Origin of the sequence: Leclercia sp. 29361 (assembly GCF_011290365.1) — a bacterium.
In the GTDB taxonomy this organism is placed as follows: Bacteria; Pseudomonadota; Gammaproteobacteria; order Enterobacterales; family Enterobacteriaceae; genus Enterobacter; species Enterobacter tamurae.
Map to the genome: position 1 here is coordinate 771,379 of NZ_CP049786.1, position 24,697 is coordinate 796,075.

At 56.7% G+C, this 24,697-nt stretch carries 17 protein-coding genes; 6 read left to right on the plus strand and 11 right to left on the minus strand.

The features are described from left to right. The first annotated feature begins 15 nt into the window (after positions 1 to 15). On the plus strand, positions 16 to 3,240 hold the full coding sequence (gene carB, locus G7090_RS03700) for a carbamoyl-phosphate synthase large subunit (RefSeq protein ID WP_106994197.1): 3,225 nt from the start codon (positions 16 to 18) through the stop codon (positions 3,238 to 3,240). Positions 3,241 to 3,427: 187 nt separating this feature from the next. After that, positions 3,428 to 3,661, plus strand: coding sequence for a YgdI/YgdR family lipoprotein (locus G7090_RS03705; protein WP_106994198.1), 234 nt, complete (start codon positions 3,428 to 3,430; stop codon positions 3,659 to 3,661). 51 nt (positions 3,662 to 3,712) lie between these two features. On the opposite strand, the gene G7090_RS03710 is transcribed toward G7090_RS03705, so the two are convergent. After that, positions 3,713 to 6,556 carry an autotransporter outer membrane beta-barrel domain-containing protein gene (locus tag G7090_RS03710; protein ID WP_166181575.1) on the minus strand — a complete coding sequence of 948 codons (2,844 nt, stop codon included), beginning with the start codon at positions 6,554 to 6,556 and terminating at the stop codon, positions 3,713 to 3,715. Positions 6,557 to 6,937: 381 nt separating this feature from the next. Here G7090_RS03710 and kefF point away from each other — a divergent pair, with 381 nt between their 5' ends. From kefF to folA, 3 genes are all read left to right on the plus strand, one after another. Beyond that, a complete protein-coding gene (gene kefF / locus G7090_RS03715; RefSeq protein WP_166181576.1) occupies positions 6,938 to 7,468 on the plus strand; it encodes a glutathione-regulated potassium-efflux system oxidoreductase KefF in 531 nt (176 codons plus the stop codon). After that, positions 7,461 to 9,326, plus strand: coding sequence for a glutathione-regulated potassium-efflux system protein KefC (gene kefC, locus G7090_RS03720; RefSeq protein WP_166181577.1), 1,866 nt, complete (start codon positions 7,461 to 7,463; stop codon positions 9,324 to 9,326). The genes kefF and kefC overlap by 8 nt, the downstream gene beginning before the upstream one ends. A gap of 114 nt (positions 9,327 to 9,440) precedes the next feature. Continuing rightward, positions 9,441 to 9,920 (plus strand): type 3 dihydrofolate reductase, encoded by a 480-nt coding sequence (folA, locus tag G7090_RS03725; RefSeq protein ID WP_039030411.1) that lies wholly within the window; start codon positions 9,441 to 9,443, stop codon positions 9,918 to 9,920. A 43-nt stretch (positions 9,921 to 9,963) separates the two neighbouring features. On the opposite strand, the gene apaH is transcribed toward folA, so the two are convergent. Genes apaH through lptD form a run of 6 tightly spaced genes read right to left on the minus strand, consistent with a single transcriptional unit; the run spans position 9,964 to position 16,688 of the window. Continuing rightward, the gene (apaH, locus tag G7090_RS03730; protein ID WP_106994203.1) at positions 9,964 to 10,812 is read right to left on the minus strand and encodes a bis(5'-nucleosyl)-tetraphosphatase (symmetrical) ApaH; all 849 of its coding nucleotides are present in this window, start codon (positions 10,810 to 10,812) and stop codon (positions 9,964 to 9,966) included. Between the two features lie 2 nt (positions 10,813 to 10,814). Continuing rightward, a complete protein-coding gene (gene apaG / locus G7090_RS03735) occupies positions 10,815 to 11,192 on the minus strand; it encodes a Co2+/Mg2+ efflux protein ApaG (RefSeq protein WP_106994204.1) in 378 nt (125 codons plus the stop codon). 3 nt (positions 11,193 to 11,195) lie between these two features. Further along, on the minus strand, positions 11,196 to 12,017 hold the full coding sequence (gene rsmA, locus G7090_RS03740) for a 16S rRNA (adenine(1518)-N(6)/adenine(1519)-N(6))-dimethyltransferase RsmA (protein WP_106994205.1): 822 nt from the start codon (positions 12,015 to 12,017) through the stop codon (positions 11,196 to 11,198). Continuing rightward, on the minus strand, positions 12,014 to 13,000 hold the full coding sequence (gene pdxA, locus G7090_RS03745) for a 4-hydroxythreonine-4-phosphate dehydrogenase PdxA (protein WP_166181578.1): 987 nt from the start codon (positions 12,998 to 13,000) through the stop codon (positions 12,014 to 12,016). The genes rsmA and pdxA overlap by 4 nt, the downstream gene beginning before the upstream one ends. Then, positions 13,000 to 14,286, minus strand: a complete 1,287-nt coding sequence (surA, locus tag G7090_RS03750; RefSeq protein WP_106994207.1) for a peptidylprolyl isomerase SurA — start codon at positions 14,284 to 14,286, stop codon at positions 13,000 to 13,002. Before surA ends, pdxA begins: the two co-directional genes overlap by 1 nt. Positions 14,287 to 14,339: 53 nt before the next feature. After that, the gene (lptD, locus tag G7090_RS03755; RefSeq protein WP_166181579.1) at positions 14,340 to 16,688 is read right to left on the minus strand and encodes an LPS assembly protein LptD; all 2,349 of its coding nucleotides are present in this window, start codon (positions 16,686 to 16,688) and stop codon (positions 14,340 to 14,342) included. A 239-nt stretch (positions 16,689 to 16,927) separates the two neighbouring features. Between lptD and djlA the strand changes: the two genes are divergently transcribed. Then, complete coding sequence (djlA, locus tag G7090_RS03760) at positions 16,928 to 17,746, plus strand: co-chaperone DjlA (RefSeq protein WP_142488203.1); 819 nt, start codon at positions 16,928 to 16,930, stop codon at positions 17,744 to 17,746. A 40-nt stretch (positions 17,747 to 17,786) separates the two neighbouring features. On the opposite strand, the gene rluA is transcribed toward djlA, so the two are convergent. The 4 genes from rluA to araD form a co-directional block, all read right to left on the minus strand. Next, entirely contained in the window at positions 17,787 to 18,446 is a 660-nt protein-coding gene (gene rluA / locus G7090_RS03765; RefSeq protein ID WP_106994210.1) for a bifunctional tRNA pseudouridine(32) synthase/23S rRNA pseudouridine(746) synthase RluA, read from the minus strand. Between the two features lie 12 nt (positions 18,447 to 18,458). Beyond that, positions 18,459 to 21,365 carry an RNA polymerase-associated protein RapA gene (gene rapA / locus G7090_RS03770; RefSeq protein WP_166181580.1) on the minus strand — a complete coding sequence of 969 codons (2,907 nt, stop codon included), beginning with the start codon at positions 21,363 to 21,365 and terminating at the stop codon, positions 18,459 to 18,461. 129 nt (positions 21,366 to 21,494) lie between these two features. Next, on the minus strand, positions 21,495 to 23,852 hold the full coding sequence (gene polB / locus G7090_RS03775) for a DNA polymerase II (RefSeq protein WP_166181581.1): 2,358 nt from the start codon (positions 23,850 to 23,852) through the stop codon (positions 21,495 to 21,497). Positions 23,853 to 23,970: 118 nt separating this feature from the next. Next, positions 23,971 to 24,666, minus strand: coding sequence for an L-ribulose-5-phosphate 4-epimerase (araD, locus tag G7090_RS03780; RefSeq protein WP_166181582.1), 696 nt, complete (start codon positions 24,664 to 24,666; stop codon positions 23,971 to 23,973). Positions 24,667 to 24,697: the final 31 nt, after the last annotated feature.

Sequence of the window (24,697 nt, forward strand, 5' to 3'; positions counted from 1 at the left end):
GGAGCCGAGAAGACCATGCCAAAACGTACAGACATAAAAAGCATCCTGATCCTTGGCGCTGGCCCGATTGTCATCGGCCAGGCCTGCGAATTCGACTACTCCGGCGCCCAGGCGTGTAAAGCCCTGCGCGAAGAGGGTTACCGCGTTATCCTGGTGAACTCCAACCCGGCGACCATCATGACCGACCCGGAAATGGCCGATGCGACCTACATCGAGCCGATTCACTGGGAAGTGGTACGTAAAATTATCGAAAAAGAGCGCCCGGATGCGGTGCTGCCGACCATGGGCGGCCAGACGGCGCTGAACTGCGCGCTGGAGCTGGAGCGTCAGGGTGTGCTGGCCGAGTTCGGCGTGACCATGATTGGCGCGACTGCCGACGCGATTGATAAAGCCGAAGATCGCCGCCGTTTCGACGTGGCGATGAAGAAAATCGGTCTCGACACTGCGCGCTCTGGTATTGCTCATAATATGGAAGAAGCGCTGGCGGTTGCCGCTGACGTGGGTTATCCGTGCATCATTCGTCCGTCCTTCACCATGGGCGGCACCGGCGGCGGTATCGCCTATAACCGTGAAGAGTTCGAAGAGATTTGCGAGCGCGGTCTGGATCTCTCCCCAACCAAAGAGCTGCTGATTGATGAGTCGCTGATTGGCTGGAAAGAGTACGAGATGGAAGTGGTGCGTGATAAAAACGACAACTGCATCATCGTCTGCTCTATTGAAAACTTCGACGCCATGGGCATCCACACCGGGGACTCCATCACCGTGGCGCCAGCCCAGACCCTGACCGACAAAGAGTATCAAATCATGCGTAACGCCTCGATGGCGGTACTGCGTGAGATTGGCGTCGAAACCGGCGGCTCTAACGTTCAGTTCTCGGTTAACCCGAAGAATGGTCGTCTGATTGTTATCGAGATGAACCCGCGCGTATCCCGCTCCTCTGCGCTGGCATCGAAAGCGACCGGCTTCCCGATTGCTAAAGTGGCGGCGAAACTGGCGGTGGGTTATACCCTCGACGAGCTGATGAACGACATCACCGGCGGCCGTACCCCGGCGTCGTTTGAACCCTCTATCGACTACGTTGTGACCAAAATCCCTCGCTTCAACTTCGAGAAATTTGCCGGTGCCAACGACCGTCTGACCACTCAGATGAAGTCCGTCGGTGAAGTGATGGCGATTGGCCGCACTCAGCAGGAATCCCTGCAGAAAGCCCTGCGTGGCCTGGAAGTGGGCGCCACCGGTTTCGACCCGAAAGTGAGCCTGGACGACCCGGAAGCGCTGACCAAAATCCGTCGCGAGCTGAAAGACGCCGGTGCCGAGCGTATCTGGTACATCGCCGACGCCTTCCGTGCCGGTCTCTCCGTCGATGGCGTCTTCAACCTGACCAACATCGACCGCTGGTTCCTGGTGCAGATTGAAGAGCTGGTGCGTCTGGAAGAGAAAGTCGCGGATCTGGGCATCAACGGCCTCGACGCTGACTTCCTGCGCATGCTGAAGCGTAAAGGCTTTGCCGATGCGCGTCTGGCTAAACTGGCGGGCGTACGCGAAGCGGAAATCCGCAAGCTGCGTGACCAGTACAATCTGCACCCGGTCTACAAACGCGTGGACACCTGCGCGGCAGAATTTGCCACCGACACCGCGTACATGTACTCCACCTATGAAGATGAGTGCGAAGCGAACCCGTCCGTTGACCGCGACAAAATCATGGTGCTGGGCGGTGGTCCAAACCGTATCGGCCAGGGCATCGAGTTCGACTACTGCTGCGTACACGCCTCACTGGCGCTGCGCGAAGACGGTTACGAGACCATCATGGTCAACTGTAACCCGGAAACCGTTTCTACCGACTACGACACCTCTGACCGCCTCTACTTCGAGCCGGTAACGCTGGAAGACGTGCTGGAAATCGTCCGCATCGAGAAGCCAAAAGGCGTTATCGTGCAGTACGGCGGCCAGACGCCGCTGAAGCTGGCCCGTGACCTCGAAGCCGCAGGCGTACCGGTTATCGGTACCAGCCCGGACGCGATTGACCGTGCGGAAGACCGCGAGCGTTTCCAGAAGGCGGTTGACCGTCTGAAGCTGAAACAACCGGCTAACGCCACCGTGACAGCCATTGAGCAGGCGGTTGAGAAAGCCAAAGAGATCACCTATCCGCTGGTGGTGCGTCCATCCTACGTACTGGGCGGCCGCGCGATGGAAATCGTCTACGACGAAGCCGACCTGCGTCGTTACTTCCAGACCGCAGTGAGCGTCTCCAACGATGCGCCAGTGCTGCTGGACCGCTTCCTGGATGACGCGGTGGAAGTGGACGTAGATGCCATCTGCGACGGTGAAATGGTGCTGATTGGCGGCATCATGGAGCACATCGAGCAGGCAGGCGTTCACTCCGGCGACTCCGCCTGTTCTCTGCCAGCCTATACGCTGAGCAAAGAGATTCAGGACGTGATGCGCGACCAGGTGCAGAAGCTGGCCTTCGAGCTGCAGGTGCGCGGTCTGATGAACGTGCAGTTTGCGGTGAAAGACAACGAAGTCTACCTGATTGAAGTTAACCCGCGTGCGGCGCGTACCGTACCGTTCGTCTCCAAAGCGACCGGCGTACCGCTGGCGAAAGTGGCGGCGCGTGTGATGGCGGGCCAGACCCTGGCACAGCAGGGCGTGACCAAAGAGATCATCCCACCGTACTACTCGGTGAAAGAGGTGGTGCTGCCGTTCAACAAATTCCCGGGCGTTGACCCGCTGTTAGGGCCAGAAATGCGCTCTACCGGGGAAGTGATGGGCGTGGGCCGCACCTTCGCAGAAGCATTCGCTAAAGCGCAGCTGGGCAGCAACTCCACCATGAAGAAGCAGGGCCGTGCGCTGCTCTCCGTGCGTGAAGGGGACAAAGAGCGCGTGGTTGACCTGGCCGCCAAGTTGCTGAAACAGGGCTTTGAGCTGGATGCAACCCACGGTACCGCGATTGTGCTGGGCGAAGCCGGTATCAACCCGCGTCTGGTGAACAAGGTGCATGAAGGTCGTCCGCACATTCAGGACCGTATCAAGAATGGCGAATATACCTACATCATCAACACCACCGAAGGGCGTCAGGCGATTGAAGACTCCAAGCTGATTCGCCGCAGCGCGCTGCAGTACAAAGTGCACTACGACACCACCCTGAACGGCGGTTTCGCGACAGCCATGGCGCTGAACGCGGATGCTACCGAGAAGGTGATTTCAGTGCAGGAAATGCACGCGCAGATTAACAAGTAATACGCAGGTTATCGTAGGCCCGGGAAGCGAAAGTGCCCCGGGCAGACGGCGGGTGGCGCTTCGCTTACCCGCCCTACGATGGCTGCCTTCCTCTTCAGAACCTTCTGCTTTTCCATCTCCCATCAGTCAGTTAGCCTAAAATTATCAGGTCGATAATTAAATCCAACTGAAAAGCAGGGAGAACACCATGCGAACTAAACTTCTGATGACCTCAATTTTTGCTGCCGCAGCACTGTTCACCGTTGCTGGTTGTTCATCTAATCAGGCGGTGAAAACCACTGACGGTAAAACTATCGTCACCGACGGTAAGCCGCAGGTAGATGACGATACGGGAATGATGTCTATTGATAATGCCGAAACCGGTCAGACGGAACAGATTAACCGCGATCAGGTTAAGTCCATGGGTGAACTGAAGAACTGATAAAAAAATGCAGTGGCCTGAGCCACTGCATCGATCGTTCCGGTAATGCGATTACCAGCGGTGGTTCAGCAGGATATGACCGCCGTAGGCATCGTAGCTGTTTTCACCCCATTCGCCGCTGGCACGCAGCGAGATCAGCGTGGTCTCGTTTAGCTTGCCGGTAACGCCCAACTCCAGCTGACCGCGGTCATCCGGGGTATCGTTGCTGAACGCTTCACCGTTAAAGGCGATATCGTTCTGCCCGGCGCCTTTCAGCCAGTTGACCGCAACATACGGCTGCCAGGCCTGGACATCTTTCTGATCGAAGTAACTGGTTTTCACCCCAACGCGACCCAGAATGCTGTCGTTATCGAGCGTGGTAATACGCACGCCGTCGGCGTCGGTATGATCATCCTGGTCCAGATAGCTGTAAACGGCCTGGATCTGCGGTTCGATTTTCCAGGTTCTTTCGCTTTCAGAGTCAACAATCCAGGCGTGACCCGCTTCCAGCGAGGCGGCAAAGCCCTGGCTGTTATAGGACTCGTCACTGCGATCGTCGCTTCTCAGCTTATTGTGATACCAGCCGAAAGAGGCCCAGCTGTCGATATAGCTGCCTTTGCGCAGCTGCTGATCTTCCTGCCAGGTAGCGTATACGCCGACGTTCACGCCATCCACTTTACCCTGCGCTGAGCGTTTGCTGCCGGTTGAGGTGGAGTCGGTTTTGGCCTGACCTGCGCCGAACATCATCCCGCTATGCAGAACGCCGGTATCCATCTTCTTGCTGATGAAATCGCTGCCGACCTGCATCACGTAATGGGTGGTGTCATAGTTGACTTTGCCGCCTGCCACATCATTTTCATGATAGCGGCCTTTGACGTACATCCAGGTGTTGAGATCGTCCTCGTTGCGCAGGGTCAGCTGATCGCGATCGTCACGTTTGTGCAGGAACATGTCCTGGGCGGCGAGGTAGTTACCTAAGTAAGCGCCAACTTCCGGGGCCAGATTGCTCATCTCTGGTGGGGTATAGCCGCCATCGTTGTTGTCATCAGGAGCGGGAACAGGATCAGGAACGACACTGTTATCATCAGGCGTCGGGACAGGGTCTGGAGCAGGGGCCGGTGCCGTTGATGCAGACTCCAGATACCAGTTGCCATCGGTGTGTTGATTCAGGCTATATTCCCACGCTCCGACCACGACCGGTCTGGAGAGTGAAAAAGCGGCATCGGAGTTACCGCCTACGCTGACGACCTGCATCCCGTTGACGGTCTGCGCGCCCATCCCGCCGATATTGCTGATACTGACACCAGACTCGCCCGCGCTGTTGCCGGTGATGGTCAGATGGTCGGTAGCAGAGCTATCATCGCCCAGCACGCTGTTCATGGCGATCAGGCTGCCGCTAATGCCGGTGTAGTCACCGTTAATGGTGAAATCGTTACCCACGCTGTCGTTCAGCCCGGCTATCTGCAACGTGCCGCTGTTGGTAACGTTGCCGTTGATGGTATTAACGGTGGATGCAGTGGATGCGCTGGTCCCCTGCACGGCATTCCAGGATGCCAGCACGCCGCCGCTGAGGATATCCACGTTGTTGTTTACGCTGCCTGCGCTGGCGAAGGTTGCGCCGTTATCAACGGTGAGGGTGGCGGTGTTGCCTGCACTACCCAGGGTTGCGCCTTCGGCGACCAGCGTAGTGCCGCTGCGCAGAAGGGTATTGCCGGTGTAGCTGTTGTTGCCGGTCAGGGTCAGGATGTTGGCATCGGTTTTTTCCACACTACCGCTGCCGGTGATATCCGAAGCGAAGGTGGAGTCGGAGCCCTGGTTAAAGATAAAGGTGCCGTTATTGGTGACGGTGCCGGTCAGGGAGCCGGTATTAACGCCGTCACCCAGCTGCAGTGTGCCGACGTTGGAAATCAGGGTGTTGCCGACGTCATTTTTTACATCGCCCGCCAGGGTCAGTTTCCCGGTATTTACTTTAATTGAGTCGCCAGTGCCGATCACATCGACATTGCCTGACAGATTCCACTCTTCACCGTCCATGGTCAATGAAGCGAAGCCGTCACCCGCATTCAGACCACGAAAATTACTGTTTTCTGAGCCCTGACCATGCAAAGTGATCGTATTACCCGTTGAGTTGGTTGAAATAACGTCACCATCAAGCTGAGAGTCACTTTCCAGCGTCAGTGAGTTGTTTTGAGTACTTTTGAAGGTAATCGCGCTTTCTGAACCCTTTATGAGACCGGAATTTATAAGCTGAAGCCGATTATTATCACTCGTAATAATGCCGTTTTGAGCACCTTCAATTGTCCCGCTATTTTCAATTTTGGTTTTACCCGCTTTTTGAAGTTCAACACCGTTCCCGGTATCGCCTTTAAAGAGCCCTGCATTATTAAGCGTAAAGCCAGCATCTGCTGAAAGCGCGGTTTTGCCTTCGATAATACCTGTACGGGTGTTAGAGACGTTAAAACTGCCTGAATTTTCGTCAATTTTAATACCGGACTCTGTACCAGTAATACTCCCGGCGTTGTTTATTTCACCGCCCATATCAATGACAGTAATGCCGTTAGCGGCAGTAGATTTAATACTGGCATTTTGCTGGTTATCCAGCTGTAGTGTTTGTCCGTCTGTTGTGATTAAAAGTCCATCGCCGGCACCAGTGATCTCTCCGTTATTAGTAACACCACGGACTGTGCTGCCAGAAATGGTAACAGAGGGGTCAGTAGTACTCGTGGAAATAGTGACGCCTGGATTGATGATGTAATCACTATCTGAAGAAAAAATTTGTGCGGTATGCGTTGAACCACTGATTGTTGTTTCTGCGGATACCATTAACGGCGTAAATACGATTAATGCTGATAAGGCGGGAAAAAGACTCTTTAATGATTTTGTCGTCTTATTTAATTGTGGAGCTTTACTTTTCATTGCCACATCCATTTTGTGTTTAAAAGAATGCGTATCTTAATGAGAAGGTAATTTTTTGTAAATAACTGATTTTTAAGGAGTAAATAGAAAGTTAAAAGTGAAATTATTCATTCTTAAATCATTCATGTATAGCGATTGTTTTTAAATAGTGGATTTATTATTATTTAATTATTTCACGATTTTTATTATTTGCACTTAATCAATCTGGATATTAAATATTATTTTAATCCGTTATGATTTGAATGAAAAAAATAAATTGCTTCGAATAGCGGTTTATCAATCGTTGCGGTTAAGCCTCGCAAGGCTGCCGACCTCTTCAAACGCCTCTCTTTCCTGTCTACACTGACTGTCACAACAAGAAAGCAGTTCATCAGGTTAATCATGATACTCATTATTTACGCGCATCCGTATCCGCAGCACTCGCATGCGAATAAGCGGATGCTTGAGCAGGTCAAGACGCTTGAGGGCGTAGAGATCCGCTCGCTCTATCAGCTCTATCCCGACTTCAATATTGATATCGCTGCCGAACAGGACGCGATTGCCAGGGCCGATTTGATCGTCTGGCAGCACCCGATGCAGTGGTACAGCACGCCCCCATTACTGAAACTGTGGATCGACAAAGTGTTCTCTCACGGCTGGGCATACGGTCATAACGGTCGGGCACTGAAGGGCAAAAGCCTGCTGTGGGCAGTCACCACCGGGGGCGGTGAAAGCCACTTTGATATCGGATCCTTCCCTGGTTTTGAGGTGCTGGCGCAGCCGCTACAGGCCACCGCGCTCTATTGCGGCCTGAACTGGCTCCCGCCGTTTGCCATGCACTGCACCTTCGTCTGTGACGATGAAACGCTGCAGGCCCAGGCCCGACACTATAAACAACGTTTACTCGACTGGCAGGAGGCGCACCATGGATAGCCATACGCTGATTCAGGCGCTGATCTATTTAGGCGCCGCGGCGCTAATTGTGCCGGTTGCGGTACGCCTCGGGCTGGGTTCCGTGCTGGGGTATCTGATCGCCGGGTGCGTGATAGGGCCGTGGGGATTCCGGCTGGTTACCGACGCCGAGTCGATTCTGCACTTTGCCGAAATCGGCGTGGTGCTGATGCTGTTTGTCATCGGCCTCGAGCTGGATCCGCGTCGTCTGTGGAAGCTGCGCGCCTCGGTATTTGGCGGTGGGGCATTGCAAATGCTGGCCTGCGGTCTGCTGTTGGGCGGGTTCTGTATCCTGCTGGGTATGGACTGGAAGGTGGCAGGGCTAATCGGCATGACGCTGGCCCTCTCTTCCACGGCCATCGCCATGCAGGCTATGAACGAACGCAACCTGACGGTGACCCAGATGGGGCGCAGCGCTTTCTCGGTGCTACTGTTCCAGGATATCGCGGCCATCCCGCTGGTGGCGATGATCCCGCTGCTGGCGGTATCCGGGGCCTCCACTACCTTCGGTGCTTTTGCCCTCTCAGCATTAAAGGTCGTCGGGGCATTAACGCTGGTGGTCCTGCTCGGGCGATACGTCAGCCGACCGCTGCTGCGCTTTGTCGCCCGTTCCGGCCTGCGGGAAGTGTTCAGCGCCGTGGCCCTGTTCCTGGTTTTCGGCTTTGGCCTGATGCTGGAAGAGGCGGGGCTCTCTATGGCGATGGGCGCGTTTCTGGCCGGCGTCCTGCTGGCGAGCTCGGAATACCGCCACGCGCTGGAAAGCGACATCGAGCCTTTCAAAGGGCTGCTGCTGGGGCTGTTTTTCATCGGCGTGGGGATGTCTGTCGACTTCGGCACCCTGGTCACTCATCCGCTGCGCATCGCGATCCTGCTGGTGGGCTTCCTGGTCATTAAAATGGCGATGCTCTGGCTGGTGGCCCGTCCGCTGAAGGTGCCCGGGAAACAGCGCCGCTGGTTTGCAGTGCTGCTGGGGCAGGGGAGTGAATTTGCATTCGTGGTATTTGGCGCGGCCAATATGGCGAACGTCCTCGATCCGGAGTGGGCCAAGGCGCTGACCCTGGCGGTGGCGCTCTCCATGGCGGTAACGCCGCTGCTGCTGGTGGTATTGACCCGTCTGGAAGCGGCCAACAGCGGCCAGGAGCGCGAGGCGGATGAAATCGACGAAGAACAGCCGCGGGTGATCATTGCCGGGTTCGGTCGCTTCGGCCAGATTACCGGTCGTTTGCTGCTCTCGAGCGGCGTGAAGATGGTCATCCTCGATCACGATCCCGACCATATTGAGACCCTGCGTAAGTTTGATATGAAGGTCTTTTACGGCGATGCCACGCGCGTGGATTTGCTGGAGTCTGCCGGAGCGCAGAAGGCCGAAGTATTGATCAACGCGATAGACGATCCGAAGAACAGCCTGCAGCTGGTCGAGCTGGCGAAAACCCATTTCCCGCATCTGAAGATCATCTCCCGCGCGCGCGATATCGATCATTACATCAAGCTGCGTCAGAGCGGTGTTGATGCGCCGGAGCGTGAAACCTTTGAAGGGGCGCTGAAATCCGGCCGGCTGGCGCTGGAGAGTCTGGGGCTCGGGGCGTATGAAGCCCGGGAGCGGGCCGATCTGTTCCGCCGGTTTAATATTGAGATGGTCGAAGAGATGGCTGCAATGGCGGAGAACGATGCCACGTCACGCGCGGCGGTGGTCAAACGCACCAGCGCCATGCTGATGGACATCATCAATGAGGATCGCAATCACCTCTCGCTGACCCAGCGTCACGGCTGGCAGGGAACCGAAGAGGGTAAGCATACCGGGGATCCGGGGGACGAGCCGGAGAGTAAACCGCTGGCGTGAAGCGGGGTTGCCAGCAAATATAAAAAATTTCCTGTTCTTTACTCTGCCGCCAGTCGACGAAAGATTAAGCTTTCCGTATAGTGGCGGCAATTTTTTGCATCCGGGAAATAATCAATGATCAGTCTGATTGCGGCGCTTGCGGTAGATCGCGTGATCGGTATGGAAAATGCCATGCCGTGGAATCTGCCTGCCGATCTCGCGTGGTTTAAACGTACTACGTTGAACAAGCCGGTAGTAATGGGGCGCCTGACCTGGGAGTCAATCGGGCGTCCGTTGCCGGGCCGTAAAAACATCGTCATCAGCAGCCAGCCTGGCACCGATGAGCGTGTTGAGTGGGTGAAATCCATTGACGAAGCCATCGCTGCCTGCGGCGATGCCGAAGAGATCATGGTGATTGGTGGCGGCCGTGTGTATGAGCAATTCCTGCCGAAAGCGCAGAAATTATATCTGACCCACATTGATGCTGAAGTGGAAGGGGATACCCATTTCCCGGACTACGATCCTGACGAGTGGGAATCGGTATTCAGCGAATTCCACGACGCGGACGCGCAAAATTCGCACAGCTACTGCTTCGAGATCCTTGAACGCCGCTAATGATTTACTGCACCTTTCCCGACGGGAGAGGTGCAGCTCTCCGCTACGACGCTACCGCTTCCTTCTCGCCTGAATCCAGATGCCGGTTCGACGGCTGAACAAAGTATGCTTTATCTTCCCAGCGCAGACAGGTCAGGTCTCCACCCCAGCAACAGCCGGTATCCAGACCGTAAATGCCTTCAGGCGTGCCTTTGCCCTCCAGCGACGCCCAGTGACCAAAGATCACGTTGTAATGCTCCGTCACCGGTCCGGGGATGGCAAACCAGGGCTTGAGAGGGGTCGGTGCATTTTCCGGCACATCCTTGCAGTACATATCCAGCTGACCATTCGGGAAACAGTAGCGCATGCGGGTGAAGGCGTTGGTGATAAAACGCAGGCGCGCCACGCCGCTGAGATCCATGCTCCAGTTGTTGGGCATGTCGCCGTACATGGCATCAAGGAAGAAAGGGTAAGAGTCGCTGGAGAGCACGGCTTCGACGTCGCGCGCGCACTCTTTTGCGGTTTGCAGATCCCACTGCGGCGTAATGCCCGCATGGGCCATCACCAGCTGCTTCTCTTCATCAACCTGCAACAGTGGCTGGCGACGCAGCCAGTTAATAAGCTCATCGGCGTCTGGCGCATCCAGCAGCGGGGTGATCCTGTCTTTCGGTTTATTACGGCTGATACCGGCATAGACCGCCAGCAGATGCAGATCGTGATTGCCAAGGACCAGCCGCACGCTGTCACCCAGCGACTTCACATAACGCAGCACATCCAGTGAGCCAGGCCCGCGCGCAACGAGATCGCCGGTTAGCCATAGCGTGTCCGTACCCGGGGTAAAATCCACCTGCTTTAACAACGCGATCAGTTCATCGTAGCAACCATGAACATCGCCAATGAGATATGTAGACATGTTTAGTGAATGAGTGTTGTAACAGCCAGACGGAAAACAGGAATGGCAACGCGGAATGCATTGCCGTCGGCATCGACCATTTCATAATGGCCCTGCATGGTACCCAGCGGCGTTTCGATTACCGCGCCGCTGGTATACTGATACTCTTCGCCGGGATCAATGTGCGGTTGTTCACCCACCACGCCTTCGCCCTGCACTTCAATTTCACGACCGTTGCCGTTGGTGATAAGCCAGTAGCGCCCAAGCAGCTGCACAGGCGTCCGCCCCAGGTTACGAATGGTTACCGTATAAGCAAAAACAAAGCGCTCTTCATCCGGTGTGGACTGGGACTCAACATAGATGCTTTGTACGTGAACACATACGCGGGGCGAATCAATCATGGCTTAGCTCTCCTTCGGCGGCGCATTGTCGCTGATGTAATTAGCCAGTTTGCAGTACTGCTCTACGGAGATGTTCTCCGCACGCATTGCCGGGTCGATACCCAGTTCAGCTAACACTTCAACGGTAAACGAATTGCTAAGGCTGTTACGAATCGTTTTACGGCGCTGGTTAAAGGCTTCTGTGGTGACACGGCTCAGTACGCGCAGCTCTTTGACCGGGAACGGCTTCGTTTTATGCGGCACGAGACGCACAACCGCAGATTCCACTTTTGGCGGTGGCGTGAACGCAGATGGCGGCACTTCGAGTACCGGGATCACGTTGCAGAAATATTGTGCCATCACGCTTAAACGACCATACGCTTTACTGTTTGGCCCTGCAACCAGTCGGTTAACGACCTCTTTTTGCAACATGAAGTGCATGTCGGCAATGGCATCAGTATAGCTAAACAGGTGGAACATCAGCGGGGTGGAGATGTTGTACGGCAGGTTACCGAACACGCGCAGCGGCTGACCGAGCTTCTCCGACAGCTCGCCGAAGTTCATGGTCATGGCATCCTGCTGATAAATCGTCAGTTTCGGCCCAAGGAACGGGTGCGTCTGCAGACGGGCTGCCAGATCGCGGTCCAGTTCGATGACGGTCAGTTCATCCAGACGCTCGCCAACCGGCTCGGTCAGTGCAGCCAGACCCGGGCCGATCTCGACCATCGCCTGACCTTTTTGTGGATTGATAGCCGAAACAATACTTTCGATCACGAACTGATCGTTGAGGAAGTTTTGCCCGAAGCGTTTACGGGCTAAGTGGCCCTGATGGACTCGATTAGTCATTGAGTATTAACAATCATTTTGATGGCGAGATTAAGCGCCGTAATAAAACTGCCGACATCTGCTTTCCCCTGGCCCGCTAAATCAAGTGCAGTGCCATGGTCAACAGAAGTACGAATAAAGGGTAAACCGAGGGTGATATTCACGCCGCGGCCAAATCCCTGGTATTTTAGCACGGGAAGGCCCTGATCGTGGTACATCGCCAGCACGGCGTCTGCATGATCGAGATATTTAGGCTGAAACAGGGTATCGGCAGGCAGCGGCCCGCTGAGATTCATCCCCTGAGCCCGCATCTCATCCAGCACCGGAATAATGGTGTCGATCTCTTCCATACCCATGTGACCGCCTTCGCCCGCATGCGGGTTCAGGCCGCACACCAGCACGTGCGGATCGGCAATACCGAATTTCGTGCGTAAGTCATGGTGCAGGATAGCAATCACATCGCGCAGCAGATCCGGCGTAATGGCCTCGGAAACGGCTTTGATCGGCAGATGGGTGGTAGCCAGCGCAACGCGCAGCTCCTCGGTGGCCAGCATCATCACCACTTTTGCACTGTGGGAACGCTCTTCAAAAAACTCGGTATGGCCGGTAAAGGCCACGCCGGCATCGTTGATCACCCCTTTATGCACCGGCCCGGTGATCAGCGCGGCAAATTCGCCGCTCAGGCAGCCATCACAGGCGCGCGCCAGCGTCTCCACCACATAGTGGCCGTTTTCGGTACTGAGTTGACCGGGGACGACGGGGGTACGCAGGGGGACAGGCAACAGCGTCAGGGTGCCCGCTTGCTGGGGGAGAGGCGCGTTTTCTGCCTGATAGGGCAGCAGGGTGAGCGGCAGATTGAGCTGTTTGGCTCGCGCCTCAAGCACGCTGGCATCGGCGCAGATTACCAGTTCGACCGGCCAGCTGCGCTGGGCAAGCTGGACGACCAAATCAGGACCAATCCCGGCAGGTTCGCCGGGAGTGATAATAACACGATGTTGTTTCATTACTTGCTCAGAACTTTGACGTAAGCGCTGGCGCGTTGTTCCTGCATCCAGGTTGCCGCTTCTTCAGAGAACTTACGGTTGAACAGCATGCGGTACGCGCGGTCTTTCTGGGCCGCATCGGTTTTATCCACGCTGCGGGTGTCCAGCAGCTCAATCAGGTGCCAGCCGAAGGTGGAGTGAACCGGTTCGCTCAGCTGACCTTTGGTCATCCGCATCAGCGCATCGCGGAAGGCCGGATCGTAAATATCCGCTGCCGCCCAGCCCAGATCGCCGCCCTGATTTGCAGAACCTGGATCCTGAGAGAACTCTTTCGCGGCGTTAGCGAAGGACGTTTTACCGCTGCGGATATCGGCGGCAATCTGCTGCAGCTTCGCCCGCGCCTGATCGTCATTCATCAGTGGGGACGGTTTCAGCAGAATGTGGCGGGCATGCACTTCGGTGACCGAGATGCTCTGGCTCTGGCCGCGCAGATCGTTCACTTTCAGAATGTGGAAGCCAACGCCGGAGCGGATTGGACCGACGATATCGCCTTTCTTCGCCGTGCTCAGCGCCTGAGCAAAGATAGATGGCAGCTCCTGAATACGACCCCAGCCCATCTGGCCGCCTTTCAGCGCCTGCTGGTCCGCCGAATAGGTGATCGCCAGCTTGCCGAAGTCACCGCCGTTACGCGCCTGATCGACGATAGAGCGGGCCTGGCTGTCCGCCTCAGCAACCTGGTCGGAAGAGGGGTTTTCTGAGAGTGGGATCAGGATGTGGCTCAGGTTCAGTTCGGTGCTGGCATCATTCTGGTTACCCACCTGTTTTGCCAGCGCGTCGACTTCCTGCGGCAGGATCGTCACACGACGACGCACTTCGTTGTTACGCACTTCTGAAATCAGCATCTCTTTGCGGATCTGATTGCGGTAGGTCGAATAGCTGATGCCGTCATAGGCCAGACGGCTACGCATCTGGTCAGCTGACATATTGTTCTGCTTCGCAATGTTAGCGATAGCCTGATCGAGCTGCTCATCAGAGATCTTCACACCCATCTTCTGACCCATCTGCAGAACGATCTGATCCATGATCAGACGTTCAAGGATCTGATGACGCAGTGTGGAATCATCCGGAAGTTGCTGACCTGCCTGACCCGCGTTGAGCTTCACAGACTGCATTAAACCATCAACGTCGCTCTCAAGTACCACACCGTTGTTCACAACGGCAGCGACTTTGTCGACAACCTGTGGGGCCGCGAAGCTGGTATTCGCAACCATAGCGATACCGAGCAGCAGCGTTTTCCAGTTCTTCATACTTTTTCCATATCAATTAACCGCAATGCGGATTACGTTGTAAATCAAGTAGATCATAAGGAACTACGGTACGGCAGAATTGGTGAACGCAGCATCTGTTGAGTACCCAGACCATAGTTTGAACTCAGGCCACGCAATTCGATGTTAAAGCCGATGACGTTATCGTACTCGCTCTGATTTTTGTCGACATCCCAGCCGTTAAGCTTACGCTCGTACCCGACACGGATCGCGTAGCAGCAGGAGCTGTACTGCAGACCCAGCATCTGATCGGCCGCCTTACTCTGATTGGTATCAAAGTAGTACGCCCCGACGATAGACCAGCGATCGGCAATCGGCCAGCTGGCGGTACCGCCCACCTGCGAAATGCCCTCTTTGTACTGATCGGCATTTGAGAAGTTAGGCAGTGTCGCCTGGATGTATTCCGGGCTGGCGTAACGGTAGCTCAGCTGCACCATCCGGTCTTCATCACGGCGATACTCAATGGCGGCACTGCTGGTGGCAACGTTATCCAGACGCGTATCGTACTGCAGACCGCCACGCAGCCCCCAGCGATCGGTCATGCGCCAGTAGGTGTCGCCGGCCCAGACCAGGGACCCCGTTTTGTTGTTTTTCTCCCAGTTGATGTTGTCATCGCCGGTACGCGATTCTGTGAAGTAGTAGATTTGACCCACAGAAGCATTAAAACGTTCAACGGCAGCATCATCATAAACGCGGGTTGTGACCCCGGTCGTCACTTGGTTGGCTGAAGCAATCCGGTCCAGGCCGCCGTAAGTACGGTCACGGAACAGACCGCTGTAGTCGGACTGCAGCAGTGACGAGTCGTAGTTATTGATTTTGCTCTGATCGCGATATGGCACATACAGGTACTGCGCGCGCGGCTCCAGCGTCTGGGTGTAACCCTCGCTCCAGTTCATGTCGCGCTCGAAGACCAGCTTGCCGTCCATTTTAAACTGCGGCAGCGTACGGTTAACGGACTCTTCCAGGTTAGTGCCGTTAGTGGCGTTGTACGTTTCCAGATTGTCCTGCTGATAGTGAGTCGCCATCAGCTTCACTTCGGTATCCAGGCTGGCCCAGTCGTTTGATACCGGCAGGTTGATTGTCGGCTCAAGATGAAGACGGGTGGCTTCTGGCATATCGGAGTTGGTATTCACGAAATGCACGGCCTGGCCGTAGATACGGGTATCAAACGGGCCGACATCATTCTGGTACCAGTTGACGTCCAGCTGCGGTTCCGCGCCGTAGGTGCTGGCGTTCTGGCTGCTGAATACCTGGAACTGGCGGGTCGACACGGTGGCATCAAAGTTTTTCACCGCATAGCCTGCGCTAAAGATCTGCGTGGCGTAGCCGTCAGTACTGGAACCATATTTCGACGTAAAGTCGTTGAAATAGTACGGATCGCTGACTTTGGTGTAGTTAACGTTGAAGCGCCAGACCTGATCCATCACCCCGGCATGTTGCCAGAAGTACAACCAGCGGTGGCGATCGCCTTCGGTGGGATGCTCGTCTTCAAAGACTTTATCCGATGGCAGATAGTCCAGCTCCATCAGACCAGCACCCGCTTGCGTCAGATAACGGAACTCGTTTTCCCACATGATATTGCCGCGCTTGTGGATATAGTGCGGCGTGATCGTGGCGTCCATATTGGGCGCGATGTTCCAGTAGTACGGCAGATAGAACTCAAAATAGTTTGAGGAGCTGTACTTGGCGTTCGGGATCAGGAAGCCGGAACGACGTTTGTCGCCTACCGGCAGCTGCAGATACGGGCTATAGAAGACCGGCACCGGACCGAGCTTAAAGCGGGCATTCCAGATCTCCGCCACCTGCTCTTCGCGGTCGTGGATCACTTCGCTGCCGACCACGCTCCAGGTATCAGAGCCCGGGAGACAGGAGGTAAAGGTCCCGTTCTCAAGAATGGTATAGCGGTTTTCACCGCGCTGTTTCATCAGGTCAGCTTTACCGCGCCCCTGACGACCCACCATCTGATAATCACCTTCCCAGACGTTGGTATCTTTGGTATTCAGGTTCGACCAGGCTTTCGGACCTTTCAGGATGACCTGATTATCGTCATAGTGCACATTACCCAGTGCATCCACTGTTCGTACCGGTTCTGCCGCGCCTTCTGGCTGTTTCTGGTGCAACTGAACTTCATCGGCCAGCAAACGGCTGTTGCCCTGGTTAATATCCACATTGCCGCTAAAGACGGCGTCGTCAGGATAATTCCCTTTCGCATTGTCAGCAGTGATGGTGACCGGTAGCGTGTTCGTATCACCCTGAACCAGCGGGCGATCATAGCTGGGCACACCCAGCATACATTGCGAGGCGAGATCGGCAGCCAGACCCTGTTGACTGTACAGGGCAGACGCTATCATCGTGGCCAGGAGGGTGGGGATACGTTTTTTCATACGTTTTATTTATTGTTCCGTCATCAGTGGCTTATCGCTGGCAAACGGTCAGAGACTATCTTACTCATCATCACAGTGCCAGCGTTAATCCTGCCCGTAAACAAGCCGTGGTGATAGGCTCGTTATTGAATGACGAGTATGATAATGCAAATTATAGGCGATGTCCTTCAATTGACCGTGGCCAGGCCACCGGAATGATGGCGTTCGCGGGATCAAATACATCACCATTTGGGGAGTATATGCAGTATTGGGGAAAAATTATCGGCGTGGCGTTCGCTTTACTGATGGGCGCGGGCTTCTGGGGTATCGTTCTGGGCCTGATTATCGGCCATATGTTTGATAAAGCTAGAAGTCGTAAGATGGCCTGGTTTGCCAACCAGCGTGAACGTCAGGCACTTTTTTTTGCCACGACGTTTGAGGTGATGGGCCATCTGACCAAATCGAAGGGGCGAGTGACCGAGGCCGACATCCATATCGCCAGCCAGTTTATGGACCGCATGAACCTGCACGGTGACTCGCGGGCCGCGGCGCAACACGCATTTCGCATCGGCAAGGCGGATAACTATCCCCTGCGCGAAAAAATGCGTCAGTTTCGCAGCATCTGCTTCGGACGCTTCGACTTAATTCGGATGTTTCTGGAGATTCAGATCCAGGCAGCCTTTGCTGACGGCTCGCTCCACCCGAACGAACGCGCGGTGCTGTATGTCATTGCTGAAGAGCTGGGCATTTCCCGTACCCAGTTCGATCAGTTCCTGCGGATGATGCAGGGTGGGGCGCAGTTTGGCGACGGCTATCAGCAACAGCAGGCGGGCGGTGGCGGCTGGCAGCAGGCGCAGCGTGGGCCGACCCTGGAAGATGCCTGTAACGTGCTGGGCGTGAAGCCGACCGACGAGCCGACGACCATTAAGCGCGCCTATCGTAAGCTGATGAGCGAGCATCATCCGGATAAGCTGGTAGCGAAAGGTTTACCGCCGGAAATGATGGAGATGGCGAAGCAAAAAGCGCAGGAAATTCAGAAAGCGTACGAGCTCATCAAAGAGCAGAAGGGATTTAAGTAAAGAGAGTTGCCCGGCAGACGAAGCGCCGCCGGGCAAAACATCAGAAATCCGCCGGGGCCTTAAAGGTCATCGGCGTACCGTATTCCGGGTGGGTGATGGTCAGCATCTCCGCATGCAGCTGCAGACGCGGCGCCATGGCCCGGGCTTCCGGCGTGGCATAAAAGCGATCCCCCAGAATCGGGTGACCCAATGCCAGCATATGCACGCGCAGCTGATGCGAGCGCCCGGTAATCGGTTTTAACAGTACGCGGGCGCTGTTATCCGCTGCGTACTCCAGCACTTCATACTCGGTTTGCGCCGACTTGCCGGTCTCATAGCAGACCTTCTGCATCGGGCGGTTCGGCCAGTCGCAGATCAGCGGCAGGTCAACCAGACCTTCCGCCGGTTGTGGATGTCCCCAGACGCGCGCCAGGTACTGCTTCTTCGGCTCGCGCTCACGAAACTGACGCTTCAGCTCGCGCTCTGCCGCCTTGGTCAGCGCGACCACAATCACCCCGCTGGTTGCCATGTCCAGACGATGCACAGACTCCGCCTGCGGATGATCGCGCTGAACGCGCGTCATGACGCTGTCCTTGTGATCGTCCAGCCTGCCCGGAACAGACAACAAGCCGCTCGGCTTGTTGACCACCATAATGTGCTCATCCTGATACAGAATGACCAGCCACGGATCCTGCGGCGGATTGTAGGGTTCCATCAACATGTTGCGCTCCGCTTACTGATGCGTCACAACGATGAGACGCAGCGCATCCAGACGCCATCCGGCCTGATCCAGGCTCTCAAGCACCTGCTGACGATTGCTCTCAATCGCCGCCAGTTCATCGTCACGAATGTTCGGGTTCACCGCGCGCAGGGCTTCCAGACGCGACAGCTCCGCCGACAGTTTTTCATCCGCTTCGCTGCGCGCCGCGTCAATCAGTGCCCGCGCCGCTTTCTCAATCTGGGATTCACCCAGCTGGAGAATGGCGTGCACATCCTGCTGAACCGCATTCACCAGCTTGCTGCCGGTGTGGCGGTTCACTGCGCTCAGCTGACGGTTGAAGCTCTCAAACTCGACCTGCGCCGCCAGGTTGGTGCCGTTTTTATCCAGCAGCAGACGCACCGGCGTGGCGGGCAGGAAGCGGCTGAGTTGCAGCTGTTTCGGTGCCTGGGCTTCCACCACGTAGATCAGCTCTACCAGCAGCGTCCCCACCGGCAGTGCTTTGTTCTTCAGCAGCGAAATGGTGCTGCTACCGGTATCGCCGGAGAGGATCAGATCCAGACCGTTACGGATCAGCGGATGCTCCCAGGTGATGAACTGCGCATCTTCGCGGGAGAGCGCCACATCACGCTCAAAGGTGATGGTGCAGCCATCTTCCGGCAGGCCCGGGAAGTCCGGAACCAGCATGTGATCGGACGGGGTCAGCACAATCATGTTCTCGCCACGATCGTCCTGGTTGATACCCACGATATCAAACAGGTTCATGGCGAAACTGATCAGGCTGGTATCGTCATCCTGCTCTTCGATGCTCTCTGCCAGCGCCTGGGCTTTTTCACCGCCGTTGGAGTGGATCTCCAGCAGACGGTCACGGCCCTGTTCCAGCTGGACTTTCAGCGCGTCATGCTGCTCGCGACAGGTTTTGATCAGATCGTCAAAGCCGTCGGTATTTTCCGGCGTCGCCAGATAGCCGGTCAGCTCGCTATGCACGCTGTCGTAAATGGTACGGCCGGTCGGGCAGGTATGTTCAAACGCATCCAGCCCTTCGTGGAACCAGCGCACCAGTACCGACTGGGCGGTTTTTTCCAGATACGGGACGTGGATCTGAATGTCGTGCGCCTGACCAATACGATCCAGACGACCGATACGCTGCTCCAGAAGATCCGGGTTGAAAGGCAGATCGAACATCACCAGACGGCTGGCGAACTGGAAGTTACGCCCTTCGGAGCCGATTTCGGAACAGAGCAGCACCTGGGCGCCGCTGTCCTCTTCGGAGAACCACGCCGCGGCGCGGTCGCGTTCGATAATCGACATGCCTTCATGGAACACCGCCGCGCGGATACCTTCCCGCTCGCGCAGAACCTGCTCCAGCTGCAGCGCAGTGGCGGCTTTGGCACAAATGACCAACACCTTCTGCGAGCGGTTGGCGGTCAGGTAGCCCATCAGCCACTCAACGCGCGGGTCGAAGTTCCACCAGGTGCCGCTGTCGCCTTCAAATTCCTGATAAATCTGCTCCGGATAGAGCATGTCCCGGGCGCGTTCTTCTGCCGTTTTACGTGCGCCCATGATGCCGGAGACCTTGATCGCCGTCTGGTACTGGGTTGGCAGCGGCAGTCGAATAGTGTGCAGCTCGCGTTTCGGGAAGCCTTTCACCCCGTTACGGGTGTTACGGAACAGGACGCGGCTGGTGCCGTGGCGATCCATCAGCATGGAGACCAGCTCCTGACGCGCGGCGTCGGCACCGTCACGATCGCTGTTGGCGGCCTGCAGTAATGGCTCGATATCCTGTTCGCCAATCAGTTCGCTCAGGGTGTTGAGCTCCTCGTTGGAGAGGTGCTTGCCCGCCAGCAGCAGGGCCACCGCATCGGCGACCGGGCGGTAATTTTTCTGCTCTTCGACGAACAGCTCAAAGTCGTGGAAGCGGTTGGGATCCAGCAGGCGCAGACGCGCAAAGTGGCTCTCCAGACCCAGCTGCTCCGGGGTAGCGGTCAGCAGCAGCACGCCCGGCACGCGTTCGGCCAGCTGTTCAATCGCCATATACTCACGGCTTGGGGCCTCTTCGCTCCACACCAGGTGGTGGGCTTCGTCGACCACCATGATGTCCCACTCGGCATCACACAGGTGCTCGAGGCGCTGCTTGCTGCGGCGAACAAAGTCCAGGGAGCAGATCACCAGCTGTTCGGTTTCGAACGGGTTATCGGCATCGTGCTGGGCTTCGGCGTAGCGTTCGTCATCGAACAGGGAGAAACGCAGGTTAAAGCGGCGCAGCATCTCCACCAGCCACTGATGCTGCAGGGTTTCCGGCACCACAATCAGCACGCGCTCGGCCGCGCCGGAGAGCAGCTTTTGATGCAAAATCATGCCCGCTTCGATGGTTTTACCTAAACCCACCTCATCCGCCAGCAGGACGCGCGGCGCATAGCGACGACCCACATCATGGGCGATGTTTAACTGGTGGGGGATCAGGCTGGTGCGCTGGCCGCGCAGGCCGCTCCACGGCATGCGATACTGCTCACTCTGGAACTTACGCGCGCGATAGCGCAGCGAGAAGCGATCCATGCGGTCAATCTGACCGGCGAACAGGCGATCCTGCGGCTTGCTGAAGACCAGTTTGCTGTCGAGCAGCACTTCACGCAGCATCACATCGGTCTCGTCGGTATCGAGGCGAGTCCCGATATAGGCGAGCAGTCCATTCTCTTCTTTTACGTCTTCAATCTTCAGCTGCCAGCCTTCATGGCTGGTAACGGTGTCGCCCGGGTTGAACATCACGCGGGTAACAGGGGAATCATTGCGAGCATACAGACGGTTTTCACCGGTGGCGGGGAACAGGAGAGTCACCATCCGCGTATCCAGCGCTACCACAGTTCCTAACCCAAGTTCGCTTTCTGTGTCGCTGATCCAGCGTTGACCAAGTGTAAAAGGCATATTTGTTCGGCTCTAATCTTTAATTGCAGGCAATAGTTCAACCACCGATCAGAAATGACGGTAATCGAATAATGGGTCCGGGAATGGAAAGGGCGCTATGGTACTGGATGGCAGCGATTTCGTCACCTGTCAAAATAGCCCCAACTGACCTGTCATCAGTGTAGCAAAGTCGTCGTCCATGAAAGGTAAAATTCCGTCTGCCACGGGCTGCAGCTGCCGCGTCAGGTAGTGCTCATAGTCAAGAGGAGCGCGCTGATAATCCACTGGCTCAGGCCCGCTGGTGGTCCAGACATATTTGATGGTGCCGCGGTTCTGGTACTGCGGCGCCCGTCCGAGACGGACGTTCTCCTCATCGGCAAGCCGGGCGGCGCGAACGTGCGGCGGCACGTTACGCTGATACTCCGCCAGCGGGCGGCGCAGGCGTTTGCGGTAGATAAGCTGGTCATCCAGCTCACCCGCCATCAGGCTGGCGATGGTCTCGCGGACAAACTCCTGATAGGGCTCGCGCCGGAAGATTTTCAGATACAGCGCCTGCTGGAAGTGCTGCGCCAGCGGGGTCCAGTCGGTGCGCACGGTCTCCAGTCCTTTAAACACCATCCGCTGCTTTTCGCCCTCCTGGATAAGCCCGGCGTAGCGCTTTTTACTGCCCTGATCGGTGCCGCGGATAGTGGGCATTAAAAAGCGGCAGAAGTGGGTTTCATACTCCAGCTCAAGGGCGCTGGTTAAGCCCGCCTGTTGCAGATGGGCCCGCCACCAGTCGTTCACGTAGGTCACCAGCGCCTGGCCGATGGCGGCCGCCTCCGCTTCGCTCTGCGCGCCCTTGAGCCAGACGAAGGTTGAGTCGGTATCGCCATAAATCACGTCATAGCCCCGGGATTCCACCAGCACTTTGGTCTGACGCATGATCTCATGGCCGCGCATGGTGATCGACGACGCCAGGCGCGGATCGAAGAAGCGGCAGGCGCTGGTGCCGAGCACGCCGTAAAAGGCGTTCATGATGATCTTCAGCGCCTGGGAGAGAGGCTTGTTGCCGTGGCGTTTGGCCTCTTCGCGCCCGTGCCAGATCTGGCTGACAATCTCCGGCAGGCAGTGTTTTTCCCGGGAGAAACGCGCCCCCAAAAAACCTTCGGTGCTGTGCTGCTCATCCGGCTGGGCCAGACCTTCCACCAGCCCGACCGGATCGATCAGAAAGGTGCGGATGATCGACGGATAGAGGCTTTTGTAATCCAGCACCAGCACCGAGTCGTAAAGACCGGGGCGGGAGTCCATGACATAGCCGCCGGGGCTGGCCTGAGGCGGTACGTCGCCGAGGTTAGGGGCCACATAACCCGCCCGGTGCATGCGTGGGAAATAGAGGTGGCTGAAGGCGGCCACGGAGCCACCGTGCCGATCGGCGGCGAGACCATTGACCGTGGCGCGCTCCAGCAGGAACGGCATGATCTCGGTTTTGTGGAAAATCCGCGTCACCAGCTCGCAGTCTTTCAGGTTATAGGTGGCCAGGGCCGGTTTATCTTCGGCGAAGCGGCGGTCAATCTCGTCCATCCTGTCCCAGGGGTTGTCGATGGACTTACCTTCCCCGAGCAGCTCCTGCGATACCGACTCCAGCGAAAATGACGAAAAGCTCCAGAATGCTGACTTTAGCGCCTCGATGCCGTCGATAATCAATCGCCCGTTCGCCTGGGCAAAGAAGACGCCATTTTTAAAGCCGTGCTCGCGCCACTCCAGCTCGCTGTTGCCGCGCCCGAGCAGCAAGGGGATACGGTAACGTTCGGCGTGCTTTTGCAGCACCCGCAGGTCGAACTGCACCACGTTCCAGCCGATGATCACGTCCGGATCGTGCTGCGCAAACCAGGCGTTAAGCTTCTCGAGCAGCTGCGGGCGGCTGTTGACGTAGATAAGCTCAAAATCGAGGCCGGAAGCATCGCCATTGGCCGGACCGAGCATGTAGACCACCCGCTGGCCGCAGCCCTCAATGCCGATGCAGTACAGCTCGCCGTGGCGGGTAGTTTCAATATCCACCGATGCCCATTTCAGCGGCGGGCGATAGTGTGGGTTGGGTTTGAGGCGGGCATTGATCAGCCGGTCGCCCTGGGGCGTACCGTCCACCCAGACCGGGGCGGTGATAAAGCGCTCCATCAGAAAGCGTTCCGGGGGACGAACGTCGGCTTCGTACAGCGTCACGCCCGCCTCGCGCAGCAGTTTTTCATAGCGCATCTGCTGGCGATGGGCGCGGCAGTAGAGGCCGTAGACCGGACGACGCTGGAAATCTTTCAGTTCAAGGGGGGTCAGCCGCCAGCCGCTTTCACCGCGCAGCAGCTGTTTTGTTTTTTCGACGTCAGGCTCAGGAATAAAGGCCACGGACTCCTGCGGCGGCAGGATGATGTGCAGCGGACCGTTATCGGTCGCCAGCCAGAATTCCACTTCGGTACCCTGCGGGGTATCCCGCCAGTGTCGGGTCAGTAAAAAGCCTTCTTGCGCCTGCGCCACGCCGTTTTCTCATAAAACAAAACCAGGCGTGAGTATAGCCTGGTTGCGGGTGTATTGCTGGGGTTTTATACAGGTATCCCCTCACCCTGGCCCTCTCCCCAAAGGGGAGAGGGAACAATCACTGACCGTAATAGGCTTTCGCGCCGTGCTTACGCAGGTAATGCTTATCCAGCAGGGTTTGCTGCATATCCGGCAGCTGTGGTGCCAGCTGGCGGCAGAAGATGCCCATATAGGCCACCTCTTCCAGCACGATGGCATTGTGCACCGCGTCTTCGGCATTTTTGCCCCATGCGAACGGGCCGTGAGAGTGAACCAGCACCCCCGGCATCTGCGCGGCGTCGATCCCCTGTTTCTCGAAGGTTTCGACGATCACGTTGCCGGTTTCCCACTCGTACTCGCCGTTGATCTCGGCGTCGGTCATCTTGCGGGTGCAGGGGATGGTGCCATAGAAATAGTCGGCGTGGGTGGTGCCGGTCGCCGGGATCGGTTGCCCGGCCTGCGCCCAGATGGTCGCGTGTCGGGAGTGGGTGTGGACGATGCCGCCGATCGACGGGAAAGCCTGATACAGCAGGCGATGGGTCGGCGTATCGGAGGAGGGCTTTTTCGTTCCTTCCACCACTTCACCGGTAGCGATGCTGACCACCACCATATCCTCGGCGGTCATCACCCGGTAGTCGACGCCGGACGGTTTAATAACGAACACGCCAGCGTCACGGTCAACCGCGCTGACGTTGCCCCAGGTCAGGGTGACGAGATTGTGTTCCGGCAGGGCCAGGTTGGCTTCAAGCACCTGACGTTTGAGATCTTCCAGCATGTTTCCTCCAGGAAAAAAGGCCCGCCCTGCG

What these genes read in the sequence shown, in the direction of transcription:
- rapA (WP_166181580.1), bottom strand. Translation starts at nt 21,365, where the DNA reads ATGCCTTTTACACTTGGTCAACGCTGGATCAGCGACACAGAAAGCGAA.
- apaH (WP_106994203.1), bottom strand. Translation starts at nt 10,812, where the DNA reads ATGTCTACATATCTCATTGGCGATGTTCATGGTTGCTACGATGAACTG.
- surA (WP_106994207.1), bottom strand. Translation starts at nt 14,286, where the DNA reads ATGAAGAACTGGAAAACGCTGCTGCTCGGTATCGCTATGGTTGCGAAT.
- G7090_RS03710 (WP_166181575.1), bottom strand. Translation starts at nt 6,556, where the DNA reads ATGAAAAGTAAAGCTCCACAATTAAATAAGACGACAAAATCATTAAAG.
- kefC (WP_166181577.1), top strand. Translation starts at nt 7,461, where the DNA reads ATGGATAGCCATACGCTGATTCAGGCGCTGATCTATTTAGGCGCCGCG.
- folA (WP_039030411.1), top strand. Translation starts at nt 9,441, where the DNA reads ATGATCAGTCTGATTGCGGCGCTTGCGGTAGATCGCGTGATCGGTATG.
- apaG (WP_106994204.1), bottom strand. Translation starts at nt 11,192, where the DNA reads ATGATTGATTCGCCCCGCGTATGTGTTCACGTACAAAGCATCTATGTT.
- araD (WP_166181582.1), bottom strand. Translation starts at nt 24,666, where the DNA reads ATGCTGGAAGATCTCAAACGTCAGGTGCTTGAAGCCAACCTGGCCCTG.
- rluA (WP_106994210.1), bottom strand. Translation starts at nt 18,446, where the DNA reads ATGTTGATGGAACCCTACAATCCGCCGCAGGATCCGTGGCTGGTCATT.
- kefF (WP_166181576.1), top strand. Translation starts at nt 6,938, where the DNA reads ATGATACTCATTATTTACGCGCATCCGTATCCGCAGCACTCGCATGCG.
- carB (WP_106994197.1), top strand. Translation starts at nt 16, where the DNA reads ATGCCAAAACGTACAGACATAAAAAGCATCCTGATCCTTGGCGCTGGC.
- G7090_RS03705 (WP_106994198.1), top strand. Translation starts at nt 3,428, where the DNA reads ATGCGAACTAAACTTCTGATGACCTCAATTTTTGCTGCCGCAGCACTG.
- pdxA (WP_166181578.1), bottom strand. Translation starts at nt 13,000, where the DNA reads ATGAAACAACATCGTGTTATTATCACTCCCGGCGAACCTGCCGGGATT.
- djlA (WP_142488203.1), top strand. Translation starts at nt 16,928, where the DNA reads ATGCAGTATTGGGGAAAAATTATCGGCGTGGCGTTCGCTTTACTGATG.
- rsmA (WP_106994205.1), bottom strand. Translation starts at nt 12,017, where the DNA reads ATGACTAATCGAGTCCATCAGGGCCACTTAGCCCGTAAACGCTTCGGG.
- lptD (WP_166181579.1), bottom strand. Translation starts at nt 16,688, where the DNA reads ATGAAAAAACGTATCCCCACCCTCCTGGCCACGATGATAGCGTCTGCC.